The following is a 17,638-nucleotide window of genomic DNA, read 5'->3' as shown; positions in this document are numbered from 1 at the left end:
ATGGATGGTACCGCGTGGTACCACGTGACACTAAGCCTTTGTCCGCACCCGGGCCGCCACCCAGGCCCCCACCAGCGCCACCCCCGCCATCGGCAGGAAGACCACCACGAACGCACCCGGATGAGACCCCGCGGCCCCCGCCTCCGCCGCTTCGTGCACGGCCCCCACCGCACCGCCGCCGAGCGCCGCGAAGGCCGCTCCGCCCGCGGCCAGCAGCAGCACGTTCGACAGCCCGTCGGAGATCTGGAGGGCGGCCGAGTTCGCCCCCGCCTCCTCCGGAGCCGACAGTTTCAGCAGCAGCACGCTCGTCGACGCGATCACCACGCCCATGCCGAAGCACCCGAAGGCCCAGGCCACGGCCACGGTCCAGACCGGCACCGAGTCGATCAGCACGGACGGCGCGGCCGCTATCGCCGCGGCGACCAGCACCATGCCGCCCACCATCAGGCGCTCCCGGTACGGCTCCAGGCGCGGCCGGGACTGCACGTACGAACCGAGCGCCCAGGTCCCGCCCCCGGCCGCGAGCGAGAACCCGGCCATCGTGGGGCTGAGCCCGCGCTGGGTCACCAGCATCAGCGGTACGAACGACTCGGCGGCGATGAACGAGCCGGCTGCCACCCCGCGCAACAGCACCACCGAGGGCAGCCCGCGCGCCGCGCGGCCGGTCCCCGGGGGCAGCAGCCCCCGCACGGCGGGCACGAGCAGTGCGACACCCACGGCCGTCGGCAGCAGCGCGAACCAGTTCCGCTCCTGCCCGGCGTACTGGAGCAGCGCCGCACCCAGCGAGATCCCGAGCGCGAGCAGGATGCGCCGCCGGTCGTACGGCTCGACGGGCGCCGAGGGGTCGGCGGGCCCGGACGCCCGCCGCCGGATCGCGGGCAGCGCGAGCGCCAGCGGGAACACCACGAGGACCGGGATGCCGATGAAGACCCAGCGCCACCCCAGGTGCTCGGTCACGCTCCCGGCGGCGAGCGGCCCGACCACCGACGGGATCACCCAGCTCGCGGCGAAGGCGGCCAGGATCGACGGCTGCAGGCGCTTCGGATAGGCCCGGCTGATCACCACGTACAACGCCACGATCACCAGCCCGCCGCCGAGCCCCTGAACCGCCCGCCCCGCGACGAAGATCCACATGGTCCCGGCGGTCCCGCAGAGCAGCAGTCCCGCCGCGAACGCGCTGATCCCGGCGGCGAGCGGCCCCAGCGGACCGCGCCGGTCCGCCCACTGCCCGGAGAGCACCATGGCGAAGAGGCTGGTCGTGAAGTACGCGGAGAATGCGAACGCGTACAGCGGAATGCCGTGCAGCTCACGCGCGGCGACCGGCATCGCGGTCCCCACGGCGGTCGCCTCGAAGGCGATCAGGAACACGACGGAGACGATGCCGACACTGAGCGCCCGGTAGGTCCGCCCGAGCACCCCTCCGGATTCGACGGCGACAGGAGCCTCCGCGGCAAGCGGCGGGGCATCGATGTCGTCACGCGGTTCCAGGGCACTCATGAGCCCAAGAGTAAGGGGCAAGGTTTCGTTTGGACCCTGTCGCGAGACGGTCCTCCGGTCCTACGTTGGTCGTAGGACCGCGACGCCGATCGTGAACGCCGTATGGCAGTCGCATTGCACCCCGCCCCGCACTCTTGAGCGGCCGGGACACCCGGCCCTACGGTCGAACCACGACGAGGAACACACGGCCGTGTGCCCGAGTGGTTCAGGGGCTCGACTGCAACTCGAGTTACACCGGTTCGAATCCGGTCACGGCCTCCAGGCGTAACGCAGAGCGCGGCGAAACGGCCGCCCCTGGCAGGGGGGCGGCCCTTTCGCTGTGCTCTGGGCAGCGATGGCTGAGCCTCCAGCCCCGCCGCACCCAGGGGGCGGTGTGGAAGTTCGAGCCGTTCGCCGTGAAGGGCGCCGAGCCGCCACCCCTGTTCGGACACCGGTTCGAATCCGGTTACGGCCCCCAGACAAAGCCGCCCGCCCCGGGGAATTTCCGGAGCAGGCGGCTTGCTCCGGTCCGGGGCGCGGGCCGCAGTGTCCCCGACAGCGTCCTACGCCGTGAAACCTGCCTTGCGCTACACGCCCTCGTTGGTGTCCCAGCCCTGCCACCGACGGAAGCTCGTCCGGCGGTCCAGCCCGTGTCAGGTCCGGGGCTTCAGCACGGGCTTCTCGGGCAGCCCGCCGTTGTTCTCGCACTGCAGCTCCTTTGCCACGGCAAGGGACGCAGCATGGAGAACCGTGAGATTTACTTCCCGGGGATCAGGCTTGTTCTGCTCACGGTCCTTCGGGCGGCCAAATGTGCCAAGTATGCGCATCGGACGCCCCTTCGACCCCCTGAACTGGGGGCTCGAACACTCGAAGTAGAGAGCAGCGGACGTAGGAGTCGCCTCGGACTGCTCCCCCATGGTGTAGAGCCGCCCGCCTGCCGGAAGGCGCAGATCCCCCACGTCCTGCGGCGCGTACATGGAAAACGCGATTCCTGCCCGGCTCGTTCTCCCACCGCCCTCCGGGGAGAGCCGGCACAACGTGTCACCTCCGGCCCAGCGATGGCCGGACTCGTACCCGGCCTTGAGTGCATCGACGACACGGTCCATGCTATTCGGATTGGTCCAGGCGAACGAAGTCGCCCCCGTGACGGACTCGATCGTCTTCGCCAAAGGGCCTTTGAAAAGGCCGTCACACACCTCCTCCGCGCCGACGTAATCCGGCGTCTTCTCCTCGCCGCCGCACCCAACCGCACTGGCACCGACAGCCATCACCAAGCCGGTGATACACAATGCCCGCCTCAACTGTCCCGCTCTCATAAGCCTCACCTTCGGGCCCCGTCCTGCACTATTCCTGGCTCAGTCCCCGGTCTCGGGATCACTGCCCTGCTGATTCTCACGGCTATTGCCCTGCACGTAGCCGAGCCCCATGGACTCAATCATGTCCTGACGAAAAGCATGGTTCTCTTTTCCGGATGCGTGACGTTCGAGGAAGCTTTCCATCGGAGCCTCAGCCATGGACTCGCCGGACCGATAGATCTTGTTCCATTCCTCTCGGGTGAGTTCCTCGGCTTTTTCCTTGCTCTTGTCCACCGAGTTGTCTGAGACGTCTCCGACGACCTGACCGATGACCTGCTCCGTAGCTCCGGTGGCTGTGTCGGTTGCCAACGTAACGAGCACGGCGGCCGTGCCCACTGCAGCCGTCGCAGGCAGGAACGCCACACCGGCCGCGACGCCCGCCACAGCGCCGAACTCCACCCAGCCCGACCGCTTGGCCACGGCCTTCTCGTAATCCTCGTGGGTCTTCATGTGATCCGCCTGGACCTGGTCCGCACGGGACTGGTCGAGCATGCCCTGCACCTCGGCGCCACGGAACACGACCGACCTGGCGGCCCCGGGGTCGGGCTTACCGTCGGGACCTACCTGGGCCTCCAGCGCACTGGCCGTGTACACCTGCTCAGCGGTGGACAGCGTGGCGTATGCGTCCGGGTGCTGGCCCAGGGTGCTGAGAAATTGACGCGCGACATCTCTTCCGTTGTCCCTGATGCCGTCACTGTTCTCGATGGAGAAGTCGAGGTGCCGTTCAGGGTTCTTACCCGGAGCGAAGATACTTTCCGAGTCATTCTTTTCGAGAGACCAGTTGATGTCATCGATGTACCCGGCGCCCATGGCCCCAAGGCTGTCGGCCATCGCCTCCTGCTTCTTGAGCAGGCCCGCATCCGCGCCGTACTTCTCCATGACGTCCCGCATGACCGTGGCGTTATTCGCGTCCCGCACGACGCTGGCATCCGGACTGTCGTACGGATACCCGAGGGCTGCTGACTCCAGTGCATGCCCGAGCGCGTCCGGCATGTAGCCAAGCGATCTCTCCATCTCCTTCGGTGTGTGTTCGTCGACGTCCCCGAAGTTCTGCCACTTCTCGTTGCCGAAGAAGTCGAGATAGTTGTCGATCTCCTGGCCGTCCTTCTTGCCGAGGTTGGCCGTCGCCCCCTTGTTGACCGTGCCGTCCTCGTTGTACGCGGTCGGCGGGTCGGAAAAGAAGTGCTTCGACGCCTCCGGGCTGTGCCCCAGCGCCTCCAGCATGGAGACGGTCGGGTCGAAACCGGAACCGTTCACCCCGGACGGGTTGAAGGGGTTTTTGCCGGGGATGGCCACCAGACTGTTCCCGCGGAACATGTCCGGGTTCTTCTGATGCAGCTGCGCCACGTGCTCGGCTATCGGATTGAGGAACTTCGCGTCGTAGTCCCCGTACCGCATGATCCCGCCGAGCAGCTGGTAGCCGAACGGTCCGTTGTAGTCGTTCTTGGCCAGCGGAATGCGCTCCGTGCCGAGCTTGCGCAGCTCCGGACCCCACTCGGCGGTGAACGCCTTGTCGTGGGAGGCCATGGCCAGGTTGAGACCCAGGTTCTTCTGGAGGGCCTGGACGTCCTTCAGCCGCTCCTTGTCGACCTTTCCGTACTCGTACGTGTCCGTCGAGAGCTGGCCGAAGAACGCGAGCGACTTCTCCGGGCCCAGCTTCTCGTAGAAGTTCTTCGCGAACTCCTTCGACTTGCCATTGTCGTGGAGCAGTTCGTTGAGCGCTTGCAGCTCGGTGTGGGTGATGTCGCGGCCCTTGGCAGCGAGCGCGGCGGCGCGGGCCGCCTCCTCCTGGTCCAAGTTCTCGTACTTCGGCGCGGTGAAGTCGCGCCCCTCGGTGACGTTGGCCTCAAGGGCGTTCTTGAAAGCGACATCGGTGTCATTGCAGTTGTCGACGATGAGGTCGATCTTCTTCTGCCACGCCTCGATCGCCTTCTTCTGCTGGCCCAGAATTTCGAAATAGTCGGGATCTTGGTTGGGCGAGACTCCAGACTTTTCGTAAGGGTGCCGAGCCGTGACCTTGCCCTTGGCATCCACATGGATACCGGCCGAGGGTCCCTCGTCGTCGCGAATGCTGATCAGCTCATCCTTGGCCTTCTTGATGGCCGCGCACGCGTCTTCGAGGATCTGCTTGACCCCCTTGGCTTCGGCAGCAGCGTCCTTGAACTCTTTGACCGTCTTGCCGATGAACTTCTTCGTGACGCCCGCGTTGACACCCTCCCACTCGGCCTTGTCCGCCTTGGCCTTCATACCGTCACGGGCGTCCTCGGCCAGTCGGTCCAGTTTGGCGACCATCTCCGACCAGTCCTCGGCCGCCGCCTTCAGCTTGGCCACGGGCGCGTCGACAATGTCCTCGAACTTCAGCATGCGCCTGTTCCCCCACGTACTACTTCAGGTATTCGTTGAGCTTGGAGACAGAAATCAGGTCGCCGCCGATCTGCACATCGTCCTTCGCATGGGCGGACTTGGTGTAGTCGAGATGGTTCGAGATCTGCGCACAGGCATCGAGAAGGGTCTTCAGGTGAGTGTTCCAACGATCATGGACCTTCAACAGCGCAGACCCACTCGAAAAGTTCCCATTGGTGAGCGCGATCGCCGCATCGAAGGTCGAGGGCCGAGCGTGGTCACCCTCCTTGGACAGCCGGGTACGCAAACCGTACGCATCATGCCCAATGGCACCCAAGTGGTCTTGATTGACTGCCAGATCAGCGTGAGTGGGACCACCATGACCGCCAGCGCCGTCATCGACACCATTGAGTCGCATGTTGACCCGTTGTGTCGATTCGGCACGAAGATTCGCCCACTCTGCGTCGAACGTCACGAATTCCCCCGTAGACCATTCCTGGATGCCGCCGAAGCCATTTTCGCCGACACTCACGCTAGCCGCTCGGTTTCAGTCGGCGCACTCCGAGAGGTGCTCACTTTTCGAGCACAACTGGACAAAAGGCGACTCAGTGGGCAGCCGGATCCACCATTCGTTGGCTCCTCGCCGCACCCGATCGGAACCGCCGACACTCTCGGATTGACACCCCTCCGCACGTCGGCGTGCGCCCCGACCATCCCCAGCCGTAACTGAGTTACAACCGGGATGGCCCGGCAGGGGAGGCGCAGGCCGTTCGGCTTGTTGAGGAGTATCGCGTCAACTGGTCTGCCAGGGTGGACAGTTCGCTCCCACTGTCCGAGAGGCTCTCTACAGTCGGCGGCATGGCTGATCGCACAGACCACGTCATCGACTCGCAGCCCCACCCCGACCTGCTGGCGTGGCTGGCCGAACGCCCCGTGCACGGACTGTTCGCCGCCGAAGACGAGCTGGGCAACCCCATCGCTCAACACCTCTCCGACGTGCTGGGTAAGACCGACGAGGACGACGAAGACGACGAGGAGTAGCCGGGGGTGCCGCCGCGGTCGTGGCCGGTGGGATGAATGCGCGTGCCGACGGATGTGAAGCGAGTGATCGAACCTCCCGCCTCCTCAGCCCTCTGACGCTCCCACTACCCGCGCCCGTTCGAGCCCCGCCAAGACCGCGTCCACCGACTGCTCCACGGTCTGCCCGGTCGTATCCAGCCAGAGCCCTATCCGCGGCGTCTCCTCCCGCAGCACCCGGTCCAGCGACTCCACCGTCCACCCGGCCCCGTAACCGCTCTTGCTCCGCCCGGCCTCCCGCTCGGCAACGACTCCCGGATCGGGAGCGAGCACGACGACGTACAGCGGCCGCGTCCGCACGCGCTCGACATACGCGGACAGCTCCTCCCCCAGCACCACGTCCTGAACCACGGCGGTCCAGCCCTCACCCGCGTACGCGTCGGCCGTCATCGCGGACAACCTGTACCGGAGCCGGAGTTGTGCGGCAGCCTCCTCGTACGCCCCCGGCACCATCTCGGCCCGCCCCGACACCACCATCCGTCGGAAGACGTCCCCCCTCACATGAACAGCCTTCGGCAACCGCTCGGCGAGGGCCTGGGCCACGGTGGACTTCCCGGAAGCCATCGCACCGGTGATGAGGACGACGGCGGGTCCGGGATCAACAGTTCGCAACACGTTCGCGGTCAGCCCGTGACAGCGCCGGCCAGGAAGGCGGTCCAGGCGGCCGGGGCGACGGCGAAGGTGGGCCCGCCGACGACCTTGGAGTCGCGGACATGGACGGTGTGGGGGCAGGTGGCGACCTCTACGCAGGCTCCGCCCTCATTGCCGCTGTAGCTGGACTTGCTCCAGTCGTAAGCGACTTCGACACAGGCTTCGCCCTCGTTGTTGCTGTAGCTGGACTTGAACCAGGAGAGATCGGGCCCGGTGGTCACAGTTGCCTCGCCTTCGTCTCGATGATCTCTGCCGACTTCCAGGGGTTGAGCGCCTGGGCCCGCAGGATGCCGAAGAGGTCGAACGTATCGCCCACCTGCTCCGGTTTAGAGATCAACCTACCGCCGCCCTGGCTCTCCGCGAAGACCAGATTGCGGCCTTCCGCCGTGCACATCAACTGCATCGGCCCGTTCAACCCCGCGTGGGTGTGCTGATCCGAGGGCATCACCTGCACCGTGAGGTGGTTCATCCGCCGCATGCACTCCAGCAGATGCAGCAGTTGCTCCTTCAACACCTCCGCGCCGCCGAGCGTCCGGTCCAGGATCGACTCCTCGATGACGAACCCGACGTACGGCGGTGGCGTGCGCATCAGCACCGCCTGCCGTTCCAGTCGAGCCTCGACGTGCCGGACGATCTCGTCCTCGGTGTACGCGGGTTTACGTGCCCGGTACAGGGCGTACGCGTACGCCTCCGTCTGGAGCAGCCCCGGGATCAGCATCGTCTCGTACGCGCTGACGACCCGCGCCTTGCGCTCCAGCCGCGCCCAGCCCAGGAACTTCGCCGGGTACTTCTCCTCGTCGATCAGCTCGACGCACGCCTTCAGCGCACCACCCGCGTCGAAGACCTGGTCCGCGTCGGCCAGCAGCTCCAGCGTCGGAATACGCTCCGCCCGCTCGACCGCCCCCATCAACGACTCCGAGATCAACAACTTGTCCGCCGCGTCCTTCTGCGTGAGCCCGGCTCGCACCCGATGGATACGGATCAGTTCGCCCACGAGCCGCCGCACCTGCGACGGCTCACCACTCGTCCCCACAGCCACCCTCTCCCTCCCCACATCGCGTCGATGTGGACCGCGTCCTCCTGGTCACGCTATGCAGCCACCGGAATCCTTGGAGTCATGACGAGCAAGAAACTCCCCGAATGGGTTCCCGCAGCCGGACACCAACTCCACCTGACCGGCATCCACTTCGACGCCATCCGGCTGCGGGGCGTACGCGGCGAGGCAGTACTGCAGCACCTCGGAACACTCACCGAAGGCGAACCGGGCCCGGTCGTACGGGAGATCGCGGGCGCCCGGTGGACGTACTTCCTGATCCCGCCCGGTTCGAGCAAGGAGTACGACTGGCCGCCGGGCGCCAGGTGCTTCGGGCCGGCTGCCCGGGACCAGTACGTGGGAATCCCCGCACCTGACGGCAACACGTACCCACTGAGCTGGCGGTGCGGGGCGCCGAGGGAAGGGGAGTTCGTGGACGTGGAGCTGCTGTACGGGCTGGTGATGGCACAGCTGGCGCCGGAGGAGGGGTGAGGCGTACGGCGGTATCGACATCCACCGGGGCCGGTCCGCGACGGACGAGTTCGGGATCCTGCTCGACTTCACTGACACCCTGGTCGCCGACATCCTGGCGCGCCCTCAGGGGCGGCGATCCGGACCAGTTGGGCCGCGCCGCGGCGATCGCCCTCGGCTCAGGGACCCGCAGGACTCCGTCTCCTCACTTGCTTGCCAGTCGACGCCGAAGCCGTGGCTTCGCCGGCGCCGCCTTCCCTTCGCACCAGCCGTCCGGTCGAGACACTCATCAACAGTGGCCACGGCCAACACCCTTGAGATCGGCTTCCGAGGGACTGAGTAGGCTTCCCTTGTTCTGATGACGTCCGGGGGGATTTCCGATACATGCAACAGCCGCGCCGCACCTCCGCCCGGCAGATCGGCCCCTACACCGTCATCACGAGGCTTGATCCGACCGGCCCCGGTACGATGCCCGTCCCCGAGCAGCGTTTCATCGCACGTGCTGCGGACGGCGACCGGACATCCGTGGTGAGCGTCCCGCTCGACGGCGTCGACCCCGCCCGATTCCTCGTGGAGGCTCAGGCCGCCCGGTGCCATCTCGGCCCCTGGTTCGCCCCCGTCACCGAGTACGCGGAGCCCGGCGTGCTCGCGTGGTGTGCGCGCCCGTACGTGCCGGCCGTCCCTCTTCCGACGGCTCTGGCCGTCCATGGGGGACCGTTCACCGGAGACACGCTGCGGGCCCTGGGCGTCTGCCTGGCCGAGACGCTGGTCACCGCCCACGCCTCCGGATTGACCTACGCCGGGGTGTCCCCCGCCGCTGTGCTGCTGGCCGGAGACGGGCCACAACTCACCTGCTTCGGCGCAGTACGGGCCGCTGCCGAGGACGGACAACCACGCTCGGGGCTCCCCGGACTCGAACCCGGCAGCCTGGCCCCGGAGCAGGCCACCGGTGGACGCCCGCGTCCTCCCGGTGATGTCTACGCACTGGGCGCGGTCCTCGCGTACGCGGCCACCGGGCACACGGTTCCCGACCGCGAGGAGCTCCCCTCCCTGCTCCGCTCACTCGTACCTGCCTGCCTGGCTCGCGACCCGACCGCCCGGCCGCGCGCCATCGACGTCCTGCAGGCGCTGGCCCCTTCCACGTCCGGCACAGCTCCTTCCCCCACCGTCATCGATCCAGGATCGAGAGAGTTCCCCCTCCCCGGTCGTGTGATCGCGGCCCTGGCTCGCCAGTCTGCGGAAATCCTCGCCGCAGACCTCCCCCTGCCCCTCGGAAGCTGACCGTGCTCAAGCCCCTCCTCCACGACGATCCACACAGCATCGGTTCCTACCGGCTGGCAGCCCGGCTCGGCAGTGGCGGTATGGGCACGGTCTATCTGGCACGCTCGCCGGGCGGTCGCACAGTGGCGCTCAAGACCGTCCACCCACACATCGCCGCAGACGCCACCTTCCGTACCCGCTTCCATCTCGAAGTGGACGCCGCCCGCGTCATCGGAGGTCTGCACGGCGCCCGGGTGTTCGATGCGGATCCGCTCGCCGAGACACCCTGGCTGGCCACGGAGTACGTCCTCGGCCCGCCCCTGGACGAGGCGGTCTCCCGTTGCGGTCCGCTTCCGGAGACGGCGGTGCGTGCGGTGGGGGCGGCTCTGTGCGGCGCGCTCGGTCAGCTGCACAGCTCGGAGGTGGTGCATCGTGACCTGAAGCCGTCCAACGTCATGCTCAGCGCCTACGGCCCGAAGGTCATCGACTTCGGTATCGCCCGTGCCCTCGGTGACGACCGGCTCACCCGCACGGGAACCGCCGCCGGCACACCCGCGTACATGTCGCCGGAGCAGGCGAGCGGGCAGGAGCAGACGCCCGCCGGTGATGTGTTCGCCCTCGCAGGCGTCCTCGTTTTCGCTGCCACGAGCCACGGTCCTTTTGGTGGCGGGCAAGCCGCGGACCTGATCTACCGGGTCCGGTACGCGGACCCGGACCTCACCGGCGTACCGCACTCGCTTGCCCCACTGCTGGCCCGGTGCCTCTCCAAGGACCCGGCTCTGCGCCCGACCACCCAGCGGTTGGTCACGGAACTGCATGACGGTCACGGCGAGTTCGCGGACCACCTTCCCGCCAAGGTGCTCACGGAGATCGCCCGCCTCTCGGCGGAGGTCTGGCAGTACAGATCCCACCGCCTGCCTGCGCCACCGGAGCAGGCGGGCCCCCTGCCCGAGCCGACCGTGCCACGCCGTGTCGGCATGTCCCGCCGCCGGCTCCTCAGCGTCGCAGGTCTGTCGGCGACAGCCGTGGGGGCGGGTGTCTGGGCCGGAGTGGAACTCCTCGGCGCGAACAAACCGGACGCTGCCGCGTCGCACGGACAGGTGGGACCGGGGAAACAGGATCTGCTCCGCCCCCTGTGGACGAACTACACCGCCAGGGCCCAGGACTACGGGACCCCGTTCTTCGTCGGCGATACCCCCGTAGTCATGGACATCAACCGGCTGGTGGGCCTCGACCCCGCAACCGGCAAGGACAGCTGGCACTCAATGTCACTGTCGACGCGCAATCAGGCCATTTCAGACGGATCTCGCATCTACTGCCTCGTCCTGGACAGCAAGGATCGTCTGTCGCTCCTCTCCCTCGGCAAAACCGGCGGGACGGACCGCACGATCGTCACACTGCCCGACGTGAAGGCCCTGGGCTCCTCCACCACGGCCGCCGCGCTTCTGCACGCATCGAACGACACGGTCTACCTCGCTGCCGGACGCGACGCAGAACCGCACACCGAGGACTGGCATCTCCTCGCGGTGGACACCACGTCGGGGAAGATTCGCTGGCAGGCACCGTTCAATGAGACGGAGGATCCCTCGTTCGAGGTCGGCGTGTGGTTCGCCAAGACCATCGGAGACGTGCTGGTTCTGGGCGGCGAGTTCGATCAGCTCAAGCTTCACGCATACGACAACCGCTCAGGCAAGCATCTCTGGTCGAGCGCAGTATCCGACTGGATGGACGAAACCACCGCACCGGTCACCACCGGCGCGGAACTCGCGGATGACGGCCGGCACATATACATCGGAGCGGGTCTCGTCCAGGCCATACGGGTATCCGACGGCACAGTCATCTGGGAGTTCGGCAACTTCCGCGACTTCGGAGATGCCTCGCCGCTGGCCACTCACTATGGAGCCCCCGCCATTCGGAAGGGAGTCGTGTACGCGGCAGAGCGCACGGGTGCAATCGTCGCCGTCGACACCCGGCGCGGCGAACTGCTGTGGGAGACCCCCGCACCCGAGGAGAACGCGCCCCTCCTTGGCGCACCGCCCGTACTCAGCGCGTCCTACCTCTACTACACGGGCAAGGCGGGACTCGGAGCGATCGACCTGCGTACCCATGCGCATGTACGGACTCAGGCGGCATCTTTGCGACGTCTCGCGACTGATCCTCATAACCGCATGATCATCGGGGTCGGCGAGGAGAGAGTAACGGCCCTGCGCATGAAATAGAGAAGTCGACCCATCGCTTGATACGCCCGGCCCCCGAGGAACCCCATGAAACCGCTCAGCATCGGAGATCCCCTTCGGATCGGCCCCTATCGCCTTCTCGGTGTCCTCGGTGAGGGCGGGATGGGCAAGGTCTATCTCGGGCAGGACAGCCTCGGCGATTGCGCCGCTGTGAAGGTTCTCCGCACCGAGATGTCATACGACCAGAACCTGGCACAGCGCTTCGTACGCGAGGCATGGACCGCTCGGTCCGTCACCAGCACCGGTGTGGCCAGGGTGCTGGATGCGCAGACCGTGGAGGGGCGTCCCTGGATCGCCAGCGAGTTCTTGGTCGGTCCCACCCTGGACGAGGCTGTCAGCCTTCACGGTCCGCTCGACGACATTATGGTGCGCACCCTGGCCGCCGACCTCGCCCGCGCTCTGGGGGACATCCACGCCGCGGGGCTCGTACACCGCGACGTGAAACCGGCGAATATCGTGATGACGTCGGACGGCCCCCGGGTCATCGACTTCGGCATCGCTCGGCCGGAGCACGGGCTCACCCTGACGACAACGGGAGAAATTCCCGTCACTCCCGGATACGGCGCGCCCGAACAGGTACTGGGCCAACGGGTGGGCCCAGCCGCCGACGTCTTCTCCCTGGGTGCCGTGCTGGTGTACGCCGCGACCGGGCAACGCGCTTTCGGCGGAGGCCATATCGCCGCGGTCCAGTACGAAGTGGTGCACGGACAGCCACAGTTGCAACAGGTGTCTGAGATGCTTCGCGCGCTCATCGCCCCCTGCCTCGTCAAGGAAGCCGGTCTACGCCCGAACCCCGGCCAGATCGAAGCCGCTTTCGCACCCGCGCGTGGCACGGGCGATATCTGGCGGCAGGGGCGTCTGGGCGCGGTGATCGACCGGCACCATGCGGAGGTACGCCGCCTCGTCCCAGCGGCAGCGGTTCCAGCCCCGCATCCGGGCCGGGCCCGACGCCGGTTCCTGACCGCGCTCGCTTTCGGAGGGGCAGCGCTCGCCGTGGGCGGTGGCACGGCGGCATGGCAGTTCAAGGACGGCTGAGCCCGGTACGTCGCCGGTCGGCGATGAGCAGCGGAACCGCGACGGCGAGGCAGATCAGGCCAGCCGCACACACGCCGAGGGAGACCAGGAGGGCAGTGCCGCGGTGGTCGGTCTCAGCGGATGCTGCCGGTGTGGTCGCTCCGGCACCACTGCCCACGCCGGGCTGCGCATCAGGCGTCTCGACGAGATCAGGGAGCGGGTAGCTGTCAGCTGGTCCCGGGTCACCCGGGGTCTTCAGCGCGATCCGGGGGCGAACCGCCCCGTAGCCGACGTAGTCGTTCCGCACGGCACCGCTCTTGGGAGCGCCGGCCGTGTTCAGCAAGACGCGCAGAACCTGGTAGTTGGTCCAATCCGGGTGCTTGGACCAGATCAGCGCGGCGGACGCCGCGGTGACGGCTGTGGCCACGGCCGTACCGCTGCTTGTACAGAGACCCTCGCGCTCAGCGCATGCGCTGAGCACGTCCTCACCAGGAGCACTGAGTGTCACCTCGGGACCGACTGCAGACGATTTGAGGGCTGTCGCGTCCTTTCTCAGAGCAGCGACTCCGGTGACGCCTGGAATCGCTGCCGGGTTCTTCACCGGCCGTTTCGGAAATTCGGAGTCACCTGCAGCAGCGAAGATCAATTTCCCCTTGGACAGAGCGTAAATCACGGCTTCATTCACTGCCCCACCACCACTCAGACTGGCAGTTACCGAGATGCTGATTATTTTCGCTTCCGAGTCCGCCGCATACCGGATAGCGGGCACCAAGTCACTATTGACCGCTATCGACCGCTCGCCGGAATCCGGGGTTTCGCTTCCGTCCGATACTTTCAGAGGAAGGATCTTCGCGCCGGGAGCGAGCCCGTACGCGCTTTCCCTACCGCCCGCCCCCTTCCCGGTTCCGGCGATCACAGCGGCGGCCGTGGTGCCTGCTTCGTCGTGTTCCCCGGCAACCCCGTCGGTGAAATCCTTGCCTTCGAGGAGTCGCCCGGCCAGCTCGGGCACCTCGCGCACCCCGGTATCGATGACGGCGACGGTCACGCCTTCGCCGGTGCTCGTGCGCCACATCGTTTCCGCCTGCATTGCGCCGAGGTGCCACTGCCGGGACAGGACGGTCGCGGCGGACCCCGTCGTGGCCGAGGAGCCGACCAGCAGCAGTGCCAACGCAGTTGGCAGGACCGCCTTATGCCACTTCCTCTTCCTTCGCCTGACGCTGATGGGCATGCCTCGCTCGCAGGCGCGGCGAAACACACTCACCTGGTCGGGCCGCCCTGGTTCGGAGCGCCACCGTAGGGCGAGTTGGCTCCTGGGTCGCCCGGCGGCGGAGTGTAGGGCGCATACGGCGGCGGCTGATGGGCGTACGGCGGCTGATGCGGCGGCGGGGCCGATGCTGCAGCCTGGCGGCGGCGGGAGCGGATGACGACGAAGGTCACGACGGCACCGGCAAGAGCGGCCACGAGGATACCGAGGCCCATCCAGAGTGCGGTGTTGTCGCTTTGGCCGTCGGCCACCGGGGGCCCAGCAGAGGGCCTGTCGCTCTCCTCGGCGCCGTTACCGGCCTTGGACGGCTGGGCGGAGGGGGACGGAGACGGGGACGCCGCCGCGGCAAGGTCGGGGAGCGGGTACTCATCGGCAGGGCCGGGGTCGCCGGGGGCCTTCAAAGGGATGCGCGGGCGGACGGCCCCGTATCCGACATAGTCGTTGCGCAGAGCGCCACTGGTCGGAGCGCCGGCTGTGTTGAGCAGAGCCCGCAGTACCTGGTTATTGGTCCAGTCCGGATACTTGGACCAGATCAGCGCGGCAGAAGCGGAAATGACAGCTGTGGCATCGCTGGTACCACTGGTTTTACATAGTCTCGTGCCACCGCTGCAACCGTGCACCATGTCCACGCCTGGGGCCGAGAGATCGACCTGCGAGCCATATTGAGAGAAATCTGCCTTGTGCAGGTTCTTCCCGATCGCCCCCACGCCGACGACCCCTGGAGTCCCGGCAGGGTACTCGATCAGGTTTTCCTTATCAGCACTGTTCCCCACAGCCGCAAAAATGAGTGCACCTTTGCCCAGGGCATACTTCACGGAATCCGTGAGCTGCTGCGACCCAACACTTTTCCCGATCGAAGCATTGATGATTTTCGCACCATGGTCGACGGCGAAGCGAATCGCCATGGACAAGTCATCATTGAAATGCTTGTCCGCTGTAGCCCCGTTCACCTTACCGAGGTTGTCTCTCAGGCGAATCGGTAGGATTTTTGCCCCCGGTGCGAGCCCAAAAGAACCACCGCCACCACGCGCATTACCAGTTCCGGCAATAATGCTCGCCATTCCGGTCCCGTGATTACGGTAGTCCGTGTGTTCATCCCCTGGGGAATCCTTCGCCAGATCCAACCCCTTGAGAACGCGCCCCTTGAGATCCGGGATGGATGCGTCCACGCCCGAATCGATAACAGCTACGGTGACGTTCTCTCCCGTGCTCAATTCCCACATCTGCTCGGCCTGCATCGCATCCAGGTACCACTGGCGCGAACGGATGGTGTCCGCGTACGCAGGACTGGCGCCCAACAGCAGCAGCGCCGTTGCGGACGAGACGGCGATTCCACGACGGATGGCCGCTGCACTGCTGGTACGCATCCCATTCCCTTTTTCTGGTTTCGGTTACTCAGTCGATCACCGGCGGGACAACCCGTCGGTCACCCTGCTGCCAGGTTTCCTCGTCCTCCACGAGGTAATCCGGGCGTTCCCGCTCATCACGGCGTGGGTCTCCGGCTCTCGGACTATGGGAGGCCCCGCGACCTACCTGTCCAATTCCTCGGCTCCCGTCGCCCGTTGCCGTACCCCGCACCAGACCGGTGCCACCGGGCGTAAAGGGGCGATTGCCCGTGCGGCCGGGCTGCTGGGGGCGGCCCCCCATGACGCCCCCTGTCTCGCCCGCCAATCGGCGGCCACCGGCGATCCCGCTCTGGCCGCTGCCCACGGCCCCGCCCATCCCGGCGCCGTGCCCCATCATTCCGCGACCGGCGTGAGCGCCCTCGCCGCCGATCACGGTGCCGCGAGGAAGGCCCCCCGTGGGACGCCCAGTTGTCTGCGCGGCCGGACGGCCACCCACGATTCCAGTGTCCCGGGACGGCCTCCCCACGGGCCCTGCCACCGGGTTCCCTGTAGCCGAAGGTATCGATGGACGAGAAATACCCGTTGTCCTGCCACCCGCATTTGTCGACGGAGGCTGCACTGCGGTTCTGTCGCCAATGCTCGGCGGCAGAACCGCAGGCGGTACAGGCAGGCCGCCATCGGGCTTCGCCAGGCCCGGCACTTCAGGCGGATGCGCTGGAGGATTCGGTGCGGCCTTGGGCAGCGTCGCGACTCCATCGATCTCCATGTCCACCGGGCGCGGCACGGTACCGCCGGCCGGAGCGGTGACGCTTGAATGCGCGGTTGAGGGTACTGCCGACCCAACAGGCGATTCATGGCCGGCGCCGGGCATCGAAACACTGCGTGACACCGCACCGGCGCCGCCTACCGCCCCCTCGCCAGAGACATAACTACCGGCGCGGCCGCGTTCCTCAACTGTTTCGCTCGGCGCGATCGCCTGCGGCGGCGGAGGGAATTCCGGCTTCTTCAAGGCGCCGATTCTGTCCACCGACTGGTTGTACGCCTGAGAGAGCTTCGTCATCTCCCTGGCCATCGCGTCCTTCTCCGTGCGCAGCTTCGCCGCCAGTGCTGACGCGTCCGGGTCGTTCTGTGCCGAGAGAGCTGCCTCCAGGTTCGCCTTCGCGCCTGCCTCGGGACGAGGCGCCGCAGCCTTGGCTGACGCAATCGCCTCAGCGGCTTCGCCGAGTCGCTTCGACGCCTCCCTGCTGTACAGGCCCAGACGCAGGGTGGCGTTGGCCAGGTCCGCGCTCCAGGTGCGGAACGAGTTCGCTCCGGCACCCTTCCAGTTCACGATCTGCGGACGGATCTTCAGCTCTTCGCCGATCCTGTCGATCTCGGTCGCCGCGCTCGACAAACGGTCGGCGGCGGCCTGGACAGCCGCACTGTTGGCCTTTTCCAGCCACGCGGCCATCTGCTCGTGCGACATGCCGTCGAACGATGTCGTACCCATCTCACTCCCCCGTTTCCGTCGCTGCCGAACCAGTGATCGCGATCGTCAGATGCCCCCGACGCCCGCCGTGTCGCCTCCCGTCGGCTTTTCAGTAGACGATTTCCCACCGGTGGGCTTCCCCTCTTCGGGGACCGGGTTGTACACCCCGTCGTAGTGCTCCTGCGTGTCCCTCTTGATCGCGAGCATGCGGTCGCGGATGTCATCGTCGAGGTTCTCGTAGCCCTTGTGCGATGCAAGAACCGCGATGCCCAGACCCTCTATGGAATCCGACAGCAGCTTCGAGAGGGTTTCCAGCTCTGTGACGACCTTCTGGTACGAGGCGTGCAAGCCGGATGCCTCTGTCCACGCAGGGTCCCCGAACTGAGTCGCGCCGATGGAGACTTCGCCCACCGTCTTCGAGTCCGCCGGGGATGCCTTGAGATCCCGGAGAAGTTCGTCGATACGGGTACGGAACTTGGTGAACGACGACAGCTCGGTGACCAGCTCACCCGCGGCGTTCTGGGCCACCGCGCCGATCGCGCCGATGCCGCCCAAGACCGCCAGGGGATACGCCGAAGACTCCGTCCCCAAATCACTCTCTCCCACAGTGCCCTCCCCCGTTCAGCAACAGCCGCCTACTGCT

The 17,638-nt window shown here is 66.9% G+C and carries 15 protein-coding genes, 1 tRNA gene and 1 pseudogene; 6 read left to right on the top strand and 11 right to left on the bottom strand.

The window, feature by feature from the left end:
* Window positions 1-30: 30 nt before the first annotated feature.
* Complete coding sequence (locus OG520_RS25385) at window positions 31-1,497, bottom strand: MFS transporter (RefSeq protein ID WP_406014713.1); 1,467 nt, start codon at window positions 1,495-1,497, stop codon at window positions 31-33.
* Window positions 1,498-1,683: 186 nt separating this feature from the next.
* Here OG520_RS25385 and OG520_RS25380 point away from each other — a divergent pair.
* Window positions 1,684-1,758 (top strand) — tRNA-Cys (locus tag OG520_RS25380).
* A 371-nt stretch (window positions 1,759-2,129) separates the two neighbouring features.
* Here the strand turns inward: OG520_RS25380 and OG520_RS25375 are convergent.
* The 3 genes from OG520_RS25375 to OG520_RS25365 all read right to left on the bottom strand — a co-directional run bounded on the left by OG520_RS25375 (window position 2,130) and on the right by OG520_RS25365 (window position 5,649).
* Window positions 2,130-2,744 carry a hypothetical protein gene (locus tag OG520_RS25375; RefSeq protein WP_406014712.1) on the bottom strand — a complete coding sequence of 205 codons (615 nt, stop codon included), beginning with the start codon at window positions 2,742-2,744 and terminating at the stop codon, window positions 2,130-2,132.
* Window positions 2,745-2,831: 87 nt separating this feature from the next.
* Window positions 2,832-5,195 (bottom strand): hypothetical protein, encoded by a 2,364-nt coding sequence (locus tag OG520_RS25370; protein WP_406014711.1) that lies wholly within the window; start codon window positions 5,193-5,195, stop codon window positions 2,832-2,834.
* A gap of 19 nt (window positions 5,196-5,214) precedes the next feature.
* Entirely contained in the window at window positions 5,215-5,649 is a 435-nt protein-coding gene (locus OG520_RS25365) for a hypothetical protein (protein ID WP_406016564.1), read from the bottom strand.
* A gap of 383 nt (window positions 5,650-6,032) precedes the next feature.
* Here OG520_RS25365 and OG520_RS25360 point away from each other — a divergent pair, with 383 nt between their 5' ends.
* Window positions 6,033-6,215, top strand: coding sequence for a hypothetical protein (locus OG520_RS25360; RefSeq protein ID WP_406014710.1), 183 nt, complete (start codon window positions 6,033-6,035; stop codon window positions 6,213-6,215).
* A gap of 84 nt (window positions 6,216-6,299) precedes the next feature.
* Here the strand turns inward: OG520_RS25360 and OG520_RS25355 are convergent, their stop codons facing one another.
* Genes OG520_RS25355 through OG520_RS25345 form a run of 3 tightly spaced genes read right to left on the bottom strand, consistent with a single transcriptional unit; the run spans window position 6,300 to window position 7,935 of the window.
* Window positions 6,300-6,863, bottom strand: a complete 564-nt coding sequence (locus OG520_RS25355) for an AAA family ATPase (RefSeq protein ID WP_406014709.1) — start codon at window positions 6,861-6,863, stop codon at window positions 6,300-6,302.
* A gap of 11 nt (window positions 6,864-6,874) precedes the next feature.
* On the bottom strand, window positions 6,875-7,123 hold the full coding sequence (locus tag OG520_RS25350; RefSeq protein ID WP_406014708.1) for a DUF397 domain-containing protein: 249 nt from the start codon (window positions 7,121-7,123) through the stop codon (window positions 6,875-6,877).
* Window positions 7,120-7,935 (bottom strand): Scr1 family TA system antitoxin-like transcriptional regulator, encoded by an 816-nt coding sequence (locus OG520_RS25345; RefSeq protein WP_406014707.1) that lies wholly within the window; start codon window positions 7,933-7,935, stop codon window positions 7,120-7,122. The genes OG520_RS25350 and OG520_RS25345 overlap by 4 nt, the downstream gene beginning before the upstream one ends.
* Before the next feature lie 84 nt (window positions 7,936-8,019).
* On the opposite strand from OG520_RS25345, the gene OG520_RS25340 reads away from it, so the two are divergent.
* The 4 genes and pseudogenes from OG520_RS25340 to OG520_RS25325 form a co-directional block, all read left to right on the top strand.
* Window positions 8,020-8,427: a hypothetical protein gene (locus tag OG520_RS25340; RefSeq protein WP_406014706.1), complete on the top strand. Its 408-nt coding sequence runs from the start codon at window positions 8,020-8,022 to the stop codon at window positions 8,425-8,427.
* Between the two features lie 363 nt (window positions 8,428-8,790).
* Window positions 8,791-9,687, top strand: coding sequence for a serine/threonine protein kinase (locus OG520_RS25335; protein ID WP_406014705.1), 897 nt, complete (start codon window positions 8,791-8,793; stop codon window positions 9,685-9,687).
* 2 nt (window positions 9,688-9,689) lie between these two features.
* Window positions 9,690-11,885, top strand: coding sequence for a protein kinase domain-containing protein (locus OG520_RS25330; RefSeq protein WP_406014704.1), 2,196 nt, complete (start codon window positions 9,690-9,692; stop codon window positions 11,883-11,885).
* A 45-nt stretch (window positions 11,886-11,930) separates the two neighbouring features.
* A pseudogene (locus OG520_RS25325) lies at window positions 11,931-12,920 on the top strand (serine/threonine-protein kinase); the annotation flags it as partial.
* 4 nt (window positions 12,921-12,924) lie between these two features.
* Here OG520_RS25325 and OG520_RS25320 read toward each other — a convergent pair.
* From OG520_RS25320 to OG520_RS25305, 4 genes are all read right to left on the bottom strand, one after another.
* Window positions 12,925-14,085 (bottom strand): S8 family serine peptidase, encoded by a 1,161-nt coding sequence (locus tag OG520_RS25320; RefSeq protein WP_406014703.1) that lies wholly within the window; start codon window positions 14,083-14,085, stop codon window positions 12,925-12,927.
* A gap of 89 nt (window positions 14,086-14,174) precedes the next feature.
* Window positions 14,175-15,548 carry a type VII secretion-associated serine protease mycosin gene (gene mycP, locus OG520_RS25315; RefSeq protein ID WP_406014702.1) on the bottom strand — a complete coding sequence of 458 codons (1,374 nt, stop codon included), beginning with the start codon at window positions 15,546-15,548 and terminating at the stop codon, window positions 14,175-14,177.
* A 28-nt stretch (window positions 15,549-15,576) separates the two neighbouring features.
* Window positions 15,577-17,016 (bottom strand): hypothetical protein, encoded by a 1,440-nt coding sequence (locus OG520_RS25310; RefSeq protein WP_406014701.1) that lies wholly within the window; start codon window positions 17,014-17,016, stop codon window positions 15,577-15,579.
* 45 nt (window positions 17,017-17,061) lie between these two features.
* Entirely contained in the window at window positions 17,062-17,601 is a 540-nt protein-coding gene (locus OG520_RS25305) for a hypothetical protein (RefSeq protein ID WP_406014700.1), read from the bottom strand.
* Window positions 17,602-17,638: the final 37 nt, after the last annotated feature.

The sequence above is a fragment of the Streptomyces sp. NBC_00984 genome (assembly GCF_045162475.1).
Classification (GTDB): Bacteria; Actinomycetota; Actinomycetes; order Streptomycetales; family Streptomycetaceae; genus Streptomyces.
The sequence above is the reverse complement of the archived record's forward strand: the minus strand, read 5'-3'. Positions and strand labels throughout refer to the sequence as shown.